The organism is Pseudochryseolinea flava (assembly GCF_003286915.1).
Classification (GTDB): Bacteria; Bacteroidota; Bacteroidia; order Cytophagales; family Cyclobacteriaceae; genus Ohtaekwangia; species Ohtaekwangia flava.
The window spans coordinates 42,379-55,424 of the sequence record NZ_QMFY01000012.1 but is presented as its reverse complement, the minus strand read 5'-3'; the positions used below and the strand labels follow the sequence as shown (position 1 = coordinate 55,424).

Genomic DNA, 13,046 nt, shown 5'->3' with positions numbered 1-13,046 from the left:
TGTTCGAGGGAATGCAGGGAAAGCAACAGATAACAGATAACTTCTTCTCATAACCAGTTTCACCGGGTTTAAACCCGGTGAAACTGGGCAGTAACAGATAACTTCTCGTAACTCGTAGCTCGAAACTCGCAGCTATTTCCCGCACCTGTTTCCAGAACCAAAAAAGAATTAGCTTTGCAAGAGTAAGCCGTCTTATCGCCGTGAGTAATCAAGGAGGAAAGTCCGGGCAGCGTAGAGCAGTGTACTTCCTAACGGGAAGGCTTTCCTGAGTAATCGGGAAAGACAGAAAGTGCCACAGAAAACAAACTACCTCTGATCATATCGGAGGAAAAGGTGAAAAGGCGAGGTAAGAGCTCACCGGCTTGGTAGTGATACTGAGTGCATGGTAAACCTTACACGCTGAAAGGTCAAATAGGCCACGTTCTCTTCGGAGGTTTGCGGCTCGTGAATTGTTCCGGCTAGCTGGAACAGGCGTGGCGGGTAGACTGATTGATCCCATTAGTGATGATGGGGCTAGATAAATGATAAGAGTCCTTCGAGCAATCGCAGGAAACAGAACCCGGCTTATAGGCTTACTATTTTTAAACCTGATCGTTAGTGAAAGCGATCAGGTTTTTTTTATTTTTAGCGGTTAACAATTCCAAGCATGGCTAAGATACTCATCATCGAAGATGACAATAAAATCAGAGCAATCTTAAAAGAGATTCTCGAAGAAAAAGATCACGACGTTCAAGAAGCGGCAGACGGACAAGAAGGGTTCAAAAAACTTGAGCAAGGTGCATTCGACCTATGTCTTTGCGATATCAAGATGCCAAAAATGGATGGCCTTGAAGTGCTCGAAAAGTCGAAACAAGCTGAGATTCCCACCAACTTCATCATTATTTCTGCACATGGAACAATTGATGTCGCCGTAGAAGCCGTGAAGAAAGGGGCATTCGATTTCCTTCAAAAACCATTCGATCTTGGGCGCTTGGAAATAACGCTTCGAAACGCGCTCGAAAAAACAACGCTCGTTAAAGAAACAAAAACACTTCGTAAGAAGGTCTCTAAAAAATTCGATATGGTGGGTGAATCTGAACCCATCAAACAAATCAAAGAGATGATCGACAAAGTTGCCCCTACTGATGCACGCGTATTGGTCACAGGGCCTAATGGATCAGGAAAAGAACTTGTTGCGCGATGGGTTCACGAAAAAAGTAAACGTGCTGAGGGACCATTAGTCGAAGTAAACTGCGCGGCAATTCCTTCTGAACTTATCGAAAGCGAATTATTTGGACACGAGAAGGGTTCGTTCACATCGGCCATTAAACAGCGACTAGGAAAATTTGAACTAGCAGAAGGGGGCACTTTGTTCTTGGATGAAATTGGTGACATGAGTTTGTCCGCCCAAGCAAAAGTACTTCGCGCACTGCAAGAAAATAAAATTACGCGTGTTGGCGGAGACAAAGAGATCAGTGTAAATGTTCGCGTTGTCGCGGCTACCAACAAAGATTTGAAGAAAGAGATAGAAGAAAATAGATTTCGTGAAGACCTTTACCACAGGCTTAGTGTTATCGTCGTGAAGGTTCCGGCGCTAAATGACAGGAAAGACGACATCGGTCTTCTGAGCGACAAATTCTTAAATGATATCGCCGAAGAGTATGGCGCGAAAAAGAAAACGCTGCATACAAAAGCACTTACTGCTTTGAAAGAACACAACTGGACGGGTAACATCCGTGAACTTCGTAACGTTATTGAACGCCTGGTGATTATGAGTGGCGACGAAATTACGGGAGATGATGTAAAACGATATCTTTAATTATCTCAAGTTGATTTCGCTGTCATGATAAATAGCTTTGGGTAGTCTGTAACTAATCCGAAGTCGTCGACCTGGATATCGGCATCGAAGTCGTTCGGAATGTTTTCATAGTGATACACATGGTTCGAAGATCGTTTGTACTTCTGCTTGACAGCGCGGACTTCCTGGGCTAGCAAATCAAGGTATAGTACGTCAATCTCGGCCTCTTCACCATCCTTGAGTTCAAGTCTATTAATCGGCAATGTATTGGTGAAAGGCGTAAGCGGAATATCTATATCAACACAACCTTTGAATTGATCTAATGAATGATCGCGATCGTTCCAATTCCCTTTACCGTCTGAATAGAAAGAATATTCAGTAAGAACATTCTTTAGACTACTATTTATCTTGATTGATAATGTTTCCCAACGCTCATTCAACTCTAGATGATAATCCACTTTATAGATCGTATTCTGATAATAACCAACAATGGTTGAAGAAACTTCGAAGCCATCTTCGACCGATTGCAACGAGCAGTGCTCTATGGAATGATATTCCCTACCTGTCCAAAGGATATTTGTACGCATGATTATTCTAGTAGAAAAAAAAGGTACCAATACCGAACGAATTTTCGTCCTACTTGGCTAGCGAACAATACGCTTGCGCAGGACTAGCACGGACTATCGATACCCATCTGCCTAAAGTAACACGCATAGGTCATTTTATGAAAGCGCTCTATAACATGTTTATAAAATTCCTCGCGTAGGCCGGGCGGCAAGTCTCTACCGTGTTCATTAAGAAAAATCAACTCTGCCGAAATATAACGAGCGGCTTCATCGATCGACGTGTACGGGCTAAGTGCGGCAAATGCTTTCACTTTGAATACACGCAAAACAGTCCGCAATTCGTCATCCGTTCGTTCTTTGTCGATACAACTCAGTAGATACTTTTTAGCAGAATCAAGTTTCAAATTGCGTTCATAAAAATCCCTAAGAAAATGATCGTCGCTACATTCTGCATAAGACCTAAGTCGCTGCAATGTTAAAGCCATTTCATCAGCCATTTCTTCGTTACCATAGCGAAGTTCGCTTTCAACAGCAAGCCACTTTGATTCTGATTGACATCCTGTAATCACGATCGTAACAAGAACGCACCGTGAGATTTCACGCGTTTTGATGATTACAGCTTTCAAGATCATAAATCAGATTTGAGGCACTTGGTAATAAGACGTTACCGACTCCTGTCCTGTATAATTCGGACCATATGTATCGTCAGCGCCTAGATAACGAAGATCAAATTTAATGATTGCCTTCCCATTCTTCTTGACGATATGTGTACGCTGATCAAACTCAATTTTATTCTTCTTGAATTCCCTTTTAATAACAGAATCACCTTTTCGACCATTTACTGCAAAGTTGTTCAAGTCGAGATTACCGATAAAAAGACCATCGGGCATCAGAAAAGAAATTGCATTACTGATTACCTGAAGCTTATCACCTAAATAGTGCAGCCCATGAACGCAAGTGATCAGATCAAATCTCTCTTGCGTTTGAAATTCTAATATCGGCAAAACTTCATAGTGGAGGCATGTTATCTCTTGGCTTACATTTAAATCATTGGCCAAAAGATCAACACCAATAAGTCTAGCTTTATTCTGAATTTCCATGGTGCAGAATAATGAGGCTACTTGGGCAAGCGCTTTACCCTGTCCGCTGCACAGATCCAACCAAGAAGCGAAGCCCCGCTGCTGGATTCTTTCCTGAAGAAAATCTTGTGGTCTAAATCCAAACTCTTGTTCATAGCTATTCACACCGCTCGCGTTGCGCTCCCGGTTCATCCGAGTATTTGCAACAACCGGTGACCAAACTAATTTCTCTTCTGGAATCAAATTCATCGATGAATCGGTCTTAAATATATCAATAACGATCCAACGTATTCCACTAATAACTTAACGCCAACCAGCTTCTATTCTGCTCATAGGCATCAACAAAATCTCGCTTGAACAAATGGATTTGGTTGTGCCCCGATGGAGGAAATACTCTATTTTCAACACAACTCAAAGCATATTCAAAATCGTCGCGCGTTGTAAAATTGTATACGTCATCCGACATGAATCTTTTCCAGAATTTATCAGGCCTCATGCCTTTTCTTTGATAGCCAACCTCTAGGGAATAGAACCCGAATTTTGACTCATGATCATATAGATCAAACTGTGTCCAACCTAGCATATCGAAACGGTGACGCAGCAAATGACTCAAATGATTACGCTCAACGAACGCCTCCAATCTATCAACCATTTCGATTTCGTTTGGCACCAAAAGAATTTCACATTTATCGTCAATAAGAACAGATTTCTTTATCATATCCGCATAACGTGCACTTTTTGGAAAATAAATGGTCTTGCCAATCCTAGGCACGTCGATCATTTGACTAAATGGTGCGAAGTAATGAAAGTCGACATCGAAATAAGAATAATCTTCTTCAAGTATGTAAGCATCTCCAGCAAACAACGCACTTTCTTCTGGACGCTCTAAGGATGCTTTACAGTGATAAATATCTAGTCCCATATTCAAAAACGCTAACGTGCGTCTTTCTAAAAGTTATCCCATAATTTATCAGCATTATATCTGATCTGTCCATTTACTACCTCTAAAGGTGACGCGATATTGTTTTCATAGATTGCTCCCGTTCCAAGTCCTTGCGGAATGTTTGTGACATAATTGGCCGTAAACTGACAAATTGCGTTCAAACCAATATTAGATTCCAATGCAGATGTAATCCACCATCCTATTCCTAGGTGTTCGGCAATGGAAATCCATTCGGCACTTCCGCTTAAGCCACCATGAAGCGATGGTTTTAAAATGATGTACTGTGGCTTCAGTCGGTGTAGCAGTGAAATGCGTGCGGATGATTTTACGCCAATCAATTCTTCATCCAACGCGATGGCTATGGGCGACGTCCTACACAACACTTCCATTTCCGGCAAGCCAGGCTTAATTGGTTGTTCAATGGAATGTATATCGAACTTGCTCAGCGCCTTTAACTTGAGGAGCGCATCATCGACAGTGAACGCGCCATTAGCATCCAGCCTGAGCGTTATTTTGTGATTGGCATATTGCTTTCGAATGTAGGCCAATACGCCACACTCCTTGTCAAAATCAAGTCCACCAACCTTCAATTTAATGCAGGAGAATCCTTGCTGTACTTTCTTATCGATTTGACTAATTGTAAAATCCAGATCACCCATCCAGATGAGGCCGTTGATAGCGATGGGCGTACCACGATGAAAATCATTGTTAAAGATTGTACGTTGACCGCCGTTGACGAGATCAAGCCATGCTGTTTCAATGGCAAATCGAATAGAAGGAAATTCCTCCGGCAACAACGACATTACATCGTCCAATGTAGTTTGTTCAAAAGCACGACCTTCAAATTGCAATAACGTATTTCGTAGTATGCTATCAAGATCAGGTCTATCATCGACGCTTAGCCCCTGTAGCGGACCACATTCACCGATGCCGATTACATGATCTGCCGCGTCATCCCACAACTTGACAAACCACGAGACCTTTTCTTGCATTGCACCGCGCGACGTCCGTGCATTGAAATTGAAATGGAAGACCCTTTTATCAAGTGATGTTTGAAGCGCCATGGAATTAAAAAGAACGAAAATAATGTTTTCGCATTAACTTTGGAGCAAAGATTAAGAATCATATCGTCAGCCAAACATGAAGCCGCAGCTTTTCATAAAAGATTATACTTACGATCTACCACACGAGCGTATCGCCAAATTTCCGCTTGAAAAAAGAGATGATTCAAAGTTATTGGTATATCAGGCTGGACAAATTGAGCATGCTGCTTTCCGAAACATCCTAGACTTTTTACCGTCCAATAGTTTCCTTGTCTTTAATGATACAAAAGTGATCCCGGCGCGCTTACATTTCACAAAAGAGACAGGTGCGTCGATCGAAACTTTTCTGTTGCACCCGTTACTTCCGTCAACACTAGTCGTTGAAGCGATGATAGCACATCCATCGGCAACATGGCAATGCACGATTGGCAACTTAAAGAAATGGACAACAGGAACTATTCTTCAAAAGAAGTTGGGCAGTACGACACTTGAAGCACATTTGATCGATCGTGAAAAAGGTGTTGTTGAGTTTCGATGGAATAGCTCGCAGTCGTTCGCCGAGATTGTGTCGTTATCAGGAGAAACACCTCTCCCACCCTATTTAAAGCGTGATGTTGAGAGCAGCGATAAAGAGCGCTACCAGACTGTGTACGCGCATCACGACGGCGCTGTTGCTGCCCCGACGGCAGGCCTACACTTCACGGACAAAATTCTCTCCGCGATTCAGCAGCAAAAAATGAGTACAGACTTCGTCACGTTGCACGTAAGCGCCGGAACTTTCCAACCCGTTAAAGCTGAAGTTGCTTCTGAACATACGATGCACGAAGAGCAAATCATTGTGCGCAGAGAAACGATCATAAATTTGTTAAAGGCGAATCATTTTATTGTCCCAGTAGGAACAACGGCTATGCGCACGCTGGAAAGTTTATACTGGTTTGGTGTGAGGTTATTAAACGATCCCGCCGCTTCGTTTTCGATTCATCAAGATGAACCCTACACCATTAAACAAAGTGCGACTCGCACCCAAATACTAGAAAGAATTTTACAGCAAATGGACAAAAAAGGTATTGACATGCTCACAGGTGAGACATCCATTTTTATCATGCCGGGCTATCAATTCCGAATGTGTGATGGATTGATCACAAACTTTCACCAACCCGGATCTACATTGATATTGTTGGTAGCTGCGCTCGTCGGTGACGATTGGAAAAAAATATACCATGAAGCCATGACAAACGACTATCGTTTTTTGAGTTATGGCGACAGTTCTCTGTTACTCCCCAGCATATCCTCATAGTTTTGCGCAGCAACCCGAAGTTGGCGTAACGGCGTATTGGGTACGTTCATACTGAATCCGCACGGATAGTTCACCGTCGGCAATGCCTTCGATCACTTCACTCCACTGAATATGATTGTCGAAATATGACAAAGCTCCACCCAGTCCGTCTATCTCCAGTTTCGCATGATCCGGCAATTTTACATTACTATCATTCAGGTATATCCTACTGGCGTTCGCATCTTGACACAAACCTGGAACAACCTGCTGCCCATAGATTTTAAATTGTAATCGTCCCTCTTTCGTTTTCCACTCGCCGCAGCTGCCGTTACCAAGGTAAATCTTGGTATTGTCGGTAAATGTCAGGTATACGTCTTTCATGTCCGCGTCAGGCAACAATGTTTCCACGACGACACCATTTTCAATCACATCAGCTTGCTTCACCTTCCAGGTAGAGACACGCAGTGAGGTTGTCAACGGATCTGCGTGTTCTTTTTCTTTTTCATCGCAGGAAAACATTGCGACAATCAAACTAACGAGAAGTACTTTTTTCATAGTGCTGATCAAACATAAAAAAAGCCCGACTACATGTCGAGCTTTTTCTGTGAACAAATCCTTATTTCGCAACAGCGTTGAGATCTACAATACGAACCTCTACCCGTCGTCCTTCCTCCTTCGAGGTGGCCACATCTTTCGAAGCGCCATATCCTTTTGCCACGATGCGTCGACGAACAACACCCTTGTGGTTAAAGTAGTCAAGCACTGAGATCGCACGCTTGTTGGACAACTCACGATTCAAATCCTCAGAACCTTCCGCTGAAGCAAATCCCGATATTTCAACGCCGAGATCGGGATATTTTGCGAGTTCGGCAAGGATAACATCCAACGGCGCGTTGTACTGCGTTTTCAAATCACTCTTACCAGCATCAAAGTATATCTTCACAAACTTTGTAAGGGCTGCTTTATCGAAGTTTGACTTCTTCTGTCCTTGCGCTTTTTGTTTCTGAATCTCCTCTTTCACCATGAAAGTCGGCAATGAGAAGATCGTTTTCCCATCAACTTGCTTTTGCTCAAATTTACTTTCATCACTTTCGTCGTAGTAGTATGTTCTACTGGCTACTTCGATATTCGCGTTCTTAGATTCGTCAAAGTTTACTTCTTCGATAGGATCTTTCAAGTTGATGAGGTCTGTCAAATAATCAATACCTTCTTTATCATTGGCTGCCATCAGGTCGAGCATCATGTCATATACATCCACGTTGCCACCTTGCACCAGTTTAGCTTCATGTGTTTTACGAAGGTCGGCCTTTACATCTTGATCCGTGTCATAGAAGGCATTCTTTACTTGTACTTCCTGACCTACCACAACATCAAACTGTTTGATCGTTTTCAAATAGATCATCTGATACAGCTCATAGAAATACGTTTGATTCGGAACATTGATATTCAATGTATACGGCAAGAAACCTTCCGATTCAATGATCATGTCGTAATTCTTAGCGGGAGGAAGAATGATCAAGTAGTTACCTGTTTCCGGATCTGGATCATACACGAAATCCAACTTTTTGTCAGTCTCATTATCGATCAAATAAATCTTTGTCGGCATTGGCTTAAGGGTTTCTGCGTTCAGAATTTTACCCTTGATCATTGTGAGCGGAATGTTTGCAGATTCTGCTGGTAAGTCCAGATAATAAATATCCTGTCCACCATGACCACCTTTGCGATCGGAAGAGAAGTACGCGCGCGTACCGTCAGCAATCAACGTAAAGTAGTTATCGTTTGCTGTCGTGTTTACGGGATAGCCCATGTTCTCTGGCGACGTCCATTTTGTTCCCACAAGCTTCGTCATGAAAATATCACGACCACCCATCGAGTTATGACCATCCGAAGTGAAGAATAATGTCTTTTGATCAGGGTGAATGAAAGGTGCATCTTCATTGGCTTTCGAATTCACTTCCGGTCCGAGGTTTACAGGTGTAGACCAAGTATTGTTAGGCTGTAACGATGTTTTGTAAATATCCAATCCACCTTGACCTCCCAACCTGTCGCTGGCAAAGTAAATCGTTTTGCCATCGGGCGTAATGCTCGCTGTTGATTCCAGAAATTTTGGTGTATTGATAGTCGGCGCTAGAAGACTTGGCTTCGACCAGCTTTCGCCGGACCTGTTGATTTGAAATACGCCTCCCGGATCGGTCGCTCCTCCCATGAAGATTAGCATTTTCTGTCCGTCGGCAGAAATACCAGCAGTCCCTACGTTGTAATCGTGCGCGATAGGAATCACTTTCGGTTCAGACCAGGATCCATTGGTGTTATACGAAATGTAAATTTCTTCAATGAACTTATCACCTGTTCTGGTTTTGCCGGTGTTCGGGCGAAGCGCAGTGTAGGCCATGATACTTTCGTCGGCAGACACTACCGGGTTATACTCAGTGAATTTTGTATTCACCATCGCATTAAAGTAGTTCACTTTGAAGTTACGCGGAACAGACATCAAAGCTTGGGCATTGTTACACGTTCTGATCGCATCGTCGGCGAGCGCCATCACTTTCTTGTCGGCCTTGTTGCTCAGCTCACGAAACTTCGAAAAGTTTTCAATGGCTTTCTGAATGTTCTCATCTTTCAAGTATATGTCGCCAAGGTCGTAGTATAATGTATTAGGCAGACCTTGCGCATGTTGAAGGGCATGTTCATAATAAGGAATAGCTTTGATTTGCTCCGAAAGCTCTGGAGACTTCTGATAGCAGACGGCCACTTTATAATGGATCATTGGGTCTTTTTCCCCAGCCTGAATGGCTTCCAGGTATTTTGCCAGCGCGGCGTCATAACTTTTAACACCAAAAAGGCGATCGCCTTCCGCGACCGCTTTACCCCCTTGTGCGTATAGGGATAACGTTAAAAAAGTAAGAAAGAAAAGACAGATTGCATGCTTTACCATAAGGCAAATTTGATTTTGGATCAATACTACAAAGATTATGCAGGTTTAAAATAGCGATTTTACCCCTTAATATTACAAACACCAGAGGATCAATTCATTTGAACCCATCCAGTTACACCACATCTTTATGTACACCCTTAATAAGTGTTATGTCTACCTAAAATTAAACCGCTTTGTAGGATTTTCGTTGGAATATGTCGAATTTTAGCGTTATGAGGCGGATTTTATGAAGTCTTATATCTTAAGAACCCTAGATATTGAGCACCCTGAGGTAGGTCGTGTAGGCTTACTTCTTATCATGAGTTTTTTCATGGGGGTATTTTTAGCGACCCTTAGTGTGGCGTCGCAAGCTTTGTTTTTGAAACACTTCAACGAGGCGGAGTGGCTCGCCCCAGCGCTTCTCGTCTCCGGATGTTTCGGACTCCTTGTTACTATTCTCTATAACATCCTTCAAAACAGAATACCGTTTCAAGCCCTTGCTATCATCAGCCTATTGGTTGTTACAGCTGTTACAGCATTCATTGAATTTGGAGAAGGCTTTTTCAAAGATCCAGATACCATCTTTTTTGTGGGCTTCGTTGCGCTCATTCCGTTTACCTTTCTGTTGTTCTTAGTTTTCTGGGGATCGTTCTCCCGGATGTTTAACATCAAACAATCGAAACGACTTGTTGGAACCGTTGACTTGGGTGCGATGGTGGCTTCATTCTTGGCGTTTTTTTCGATCCCCCAAATCAACGAACTAGACTATTTCAAGAATCACGAAGAACATCTCTACACGATCAGCTTAGTAGCCGTAATTCTATTTCTTGTTACGTTCATCTACCTATCGATTCGACACCTTACAAAAGGAAAAACTTTCGCCCAGGAGAAAGCCATGTACCAAAAGCTTGGTGTAACCGACTTCTTTAAGAATCGCTACATCTTCTTTATGTCGTTCTTCATCATTGCATCGATGATTGCCATCAACTTCGTGGACTACTCCTATCTGACGGTAATCAACATGGAGTTCGCCGCCAATCCACAAGATTTAGCAAACTTCATCAGTTACTTCGAAGCAACGGTAGTTGTATTCGGTTTCTTGTTCCAGATTTTCGCGACCGACTATATCATCAAGCAATACGGCATGAAAGTTTCCCTCATGGTGAATCCCATTCTGATTGCACTATTTATCACGGTCGCACTGGTGCTTGGAAATGTTTTCGGATACACGAAATCAGCCGAGAACGAATTCTTCTTTTACTTTTTCATGACAATTGCGCTTTGCAAGTTGATCATTCGTTCGCTGAAAGATAGCTTGGACAACCCAACTTTTAAGCTCTATCTGCTGCCGATAGAATCTAATATTCGCATCGATGTTCAGACAAAAATCGAAGGTATTGTAACAGCATTCGCGAGCGTAATCGCGGGGGGATTGATCATCCTCATCACACGCGTTGATTTCTTCGACTTGATCTTTATCTGTCTCTTTACGTTGCCGATTCTGGTGGCGTGGTATTATTCCACAGGAAAGCTGCATACAAACTATCAGTATACGCTTCACGGCACATTGGTTCGCAACAAGCGGAAGACAGCATTAAAATCAGAGAAGGAGTACAACGTAAGTCGGGTACTTGAGAAAGAAGTCAACTCATCCGTAGAGGAAAAAGTTGTGTATGCACTGAAGCTCATGGAGAAACTCGAGCCTGCGTTGTTTGAGAACACCGTGACAAGACTTTCGTCGAGCGAATCAAAAACGCTCAAGGCATGGGCGGTGCGAAAAATTGAAGAGCTGGGCCTCACGCCTGGCACGGACAAATCAGAAATCCGCACATTAGCAGAACGAGCATCAGGAGAAATCGAAGACAGCGACGTGCTTTCAATTTCGCCAGAGAAACTGCTTCGCATGAGCAAATCGTCGAAGCAAAGCGATCGCATTCTTGCCGCGAAACTGCTCCGACGTTTACTCGGACCAAAGACGATATTTGTATTACTCGAGCTCTTGCGTGATGCAGATCCAAAAGTACGTTTCGAAGCGCTTCAGACGGCACGCAAAGTGAAGCGGAACGAAACATGGCCAATCCTCATAGAACTTCTTGGATCGCCTACATACAGTCACCATGCAGCAGCTGCCTTGAAGGAAGTAGGAGAATCGGTATTGCCAACGTTAGAAGCTGCGTTCCATAAGTCAGGACAAAACGAAATGGTGATGCTGCGGATCGTCCAGATCATGGGACGCATCGGGGGTCGCTACTCCCTACAACTACTCTGGAAAAAGACAGACTATCCGGATAAGCGCATTGTTAAACAAATCCTCTTCTCCCTACGGTTTATCAACTATCACGCGATGAATAGAGAAGCGCGTGATGTAGTGAACCTTCTCGAAAGTGAAATGAGTAAAGCCATCTGGAACCTGGCGGCTATCCATGAACTTCCGAATGAAAAGCATTTCGAATATTTAAAAGACGCACTCAAGGAAGAAGCAACAGAAAACTACGACCAGATTTACATGTTGCTGTCGATCTTATACGATCCTCAGTCGGTACAACTTGTGCGTGAAAATATTGAAACCGGAGATCCCGATAACATCGCGTTTGCCATGGAGCTTTTGGATCTTTTTATTGACCCAGAGCTGAAGCCAAAATTATTACCGCTCTTAGATGATCTGGACATCAATGAGAAGTTGACCCAGCTGCAAATTCACTTTCCGCGAGAAAATTATAATCCGATCCAGGTTATCAACTACATCCTGAATCGCGACTTCAACCTTAACAATCGCTGGACTAAAGTATGCGCGGTGCATGCTTCTGCATTTATTTCAGACTTTAGGGTAAGCCGCGGATTGGTCGCACAGATGTTCAATGCGGATCGATTATTACAAGAGACCGCCGCATGGGTAATCTACAACAAGGACCAAAAAGCATATCACGCTATCGCGGAACGTTTACCAGAACGCGACAAAAAATTCCTCGACTCTTCTATCGAAAATAACCAATTGCTCGATGGACTTGACGATGGTTTCTTCTTATGGATAGAACTGATACTTTTCATCAAGCAGATCCCCGCATTTAAGAACATCCATGGTTCATTAATCAGTGATCTCGCCGACAAAGTACACCCTATCGATCTTGAATTTTCAGAGACATTGAAGCTTACAGCCGATGATGAGATCAATACGCCAATATTGATTGTTGCACATGGTGAGGTAAGATTAAATTATAATGGTCTTGAGGTAACCACTTTGAAAAAAGGTGGCGTGTACGGCGAGCTTTTCCAGGATGGCGCGGTTTCAAAGATAACCACCATTACGGCGACAGAACGCTCCGTTGTGTTTAAGATTAACCTTATGGACTTTTATTTCGTAATGGCCAATCACCATGAATTGGTGCAGGGGCTCATCAAAAATATAACAGACAGACCTGAAGTAGTACAAGCTTAACCGGAAAAACCC

General features: G+C 43.1%; 10 protein-coding genes and 1 other RNA gene. 4 read left to right on the top strand and 7 right to left on the bottom strand.

Annotated elements, in window-relative coordinates; translation table 11 throughout:
* Positions 1–179: 179 nt before the first annotated feature.
* An RNA gene (rnpB, locus tag DQQ10_RS20035) (RNase P RNA component class A) lies at positions 180–583 on the top strand.
* A 63-nt stretch (positions 584–646) separates the two neighbouring features.
* Entirely contained in the window at positions 647–1,798 is a 1,152-nt protein-coding gene (locus DQQ10_RS20030) for a sigma-54-dependent transcriptional regulator (protein ID WP_112748707.1), read from the top strand.
* A gap of 5 nt (positions 1,799–1,803) precedes the next feature.
* On the opposite strand, the gene DQQ10_RS20025 is transcribed toward DQQ10_RS20030, so the two are convergent.
* The 5 genes from DQQ10_RS20025 to DQQ10_RS20005 all read right to left on the bottom strand — a co-directional run bounded on the left by DQQ10_RS20025 (position 1,804) and on the right by DQQ10_RS20005 (position 5,429).
* Positions 1,804–2,364: a putative glycolipid-binding domain-containing protein gene (locus DQQ10_RS20025; protein ID WP_112748706.1), complete on the bottom strand. Its 561-nt coding sequence runs from the start codon at positions 2,362–2,364 to the stop codon at positions 1,804–1,806.
* Between the two features lie 83 nt (positions 2,365–2,447).
* The gene (locus DQQ10_RS20020) at positions 2,448–2,975 is read right to left on the bottom strand and encodes a hypothetical protein (protein WP_112748705.1); all 528 of its coding nucleotides are present in this window, start codon (positions 2,973–2,975) and stop codon (positions 2,448–2,450) included.
* A gap of 3 nt (positions 2,976–2,978) precedes the next feature.
* Complete coding sequence (locus DQQ10_RS20015; protein ID WP_112748704.1) at positions 2,979–3,671, bottom strand: class I SAM-dependent methyltransferase; 693 nt, start codon at positions 3,669–3,671, stop codon at positions 2,979–2,981.
* A 46-nt stretch (positions 3,672–3,717) separates the two neighbouring features.
* Complete coding sequence (locus DQQ10_RS20010; protein ID WP_112748703.1) at positions 3,718–4,344, bottom strand: hypothetical protein; 627 nt, start codon at positions 4,342–4,344, stop codon at positions 3,718–3,720.
* A 26-nt stretch (positions 4,345–4,370) separates the two neighbouring features.
* Positions 4,371–5,429 (bottom strand): o-succinylbenzoate synthase, encoded by a 1,059-nt coding sequence (locus DQQ10_RS20005; protein WP_112748702.1) that lies wholly within the window; start codon positions 5,427–5,429, stop codon positions 4,371–4,373.
* 76 nt (positions 5,430–5,505) lie between these two features.
* Here DQQ10_RS20005 and DQQ10_RS20000 point away from each other — a divergent pair, with 76 nt between their 5' ends.
* Complete coding sequence (locus DQQ10_RS20000; protein WP_112748701.1) at positions 5,506–6,705, top strand: S-adenosylmethionine:tRNA ribosyltransferase-isomerase; 1,200 nt, start codon at positions 5,506–5,508, stop codon at positions 6,703–6,705.
* Here the strand turns inward: DQQ10_RS20000 and DQQ10_RS19995 are convergent.
* Positions 6,700–7,239 (bottom strand): hypothetical protein, encoded by a 540-nt coding sequence (locus tag DQQ10_RS19995; RefSeq protein WP_112748700.1) that lies wholly within the window; start codon positions 7,237–7,239, stop codon positions 6,700–6,702. The genes DQQ10_RS20000 and DQQ10_RS19995 overlap by 6 nt on opposite strands.
* Before the next feature lie 61 nt (positions 7,240–7,300).
* On the bottom strand, positions 7,301–9,619 hold the full coding sequence (locus DQQ10_RS19990) for an OmpA family protein (protein ID WP_112748699.1): 2,319 nt from the start codon (positions 9,617–9,619) through the stop codon (positions 7,301–7,303).
* 226 nt (positions 9,620–9,845) lie between these two features.
* Between DQQ10_RS19990 and DQQ10_RS19985 the strand changes: the two genes are divergently transcribed.
* Entirely contained in the window at positions 9,846–13,034 is a 3,189-nt protein-coding gene (locus DQQ10_RS19985) for a HEAT repeat domain-containing protein (protein ID WP_112748698.1), read from the top strand.
* Positions 13,035–13,046 lie beyond the last annotated feature (12 nt).

Excerpts from the sequence above, each read along its gene's own strand:
- DQQ10_RS20025 (WP_112748706.1), bottom strand. The coding sequence starts at position 2,364 with ATGCGTACAAATATCCTTTGGACAGGTAGGGAATATCATTCCATAGAG.
- DQQ10_RS19985 (WP_112748698.1), top strand. The coding sequence starts at position 9,846 with ATGAAGTCTTATATCTTAAGAACCCTAGATATTGAGCACCCTGAGGTA.
- DQQ10_RS20005 (WP_112748702.1), bottom strand. The coding sequence starts at position 5,429 with ATGGCGCTTCAAACATCACTTGATAAAAGGGTCTTCCATTTCAATTTC.
- DQQ10_RS20020 (WP_112748705.1), bottom strand. The coding sequence starts at position 2,975 with ATGATCTTGAAAGCTGTAATCATCAAAACGCGTGAAATCTCACGGTGC.
- DQQ10_RS20015 (WP_112748704.1), bottom strand. The coding sequence starts at position 3,671 with ATGAATTTGATTCCAGAAGAGAAATTAGTTTGGTCACCGGTTGTTGCA.
- DQQ10_RS20000 (WP_112748701.1), top strand. The coding sequence starts at position 5,506 with ATGAAGCCGCAGCTTTTCATAAAAGATTATACTTACGATCTACCACAC.
- DQQ10_RS20010 (WP_112748703.1), bottom strand. The coding sequence starts at position 4,344 with ATGGGACTAGATATTTATCACTGTAAAGCATCCTTAGAGCGTCCAGAA.
- DQQ10_RS19990 (WP_112748699.1), bottom strand. The coding sequence starts at position 9,619 with ATGGTAAAGCATGCAATCTGTCTTTTCTTTCTTACTTTTTTAACGTTA.
- DQQ10_RS20030 (WP_112748707.1), top strand. The coding sequence starts at position 647 with ATGGCTAAGATACTCATCATCGAAGATGACAATAAAATCAGAGCAATC.
- DQQ10_RS19995 (WP_112748700.1), bottom strand. The coding sequence starts at position 7,239 with ATGAAAAAAGTACTTCTCGTTAGTTTGATTGTCGCAATGTTTTCCTGC.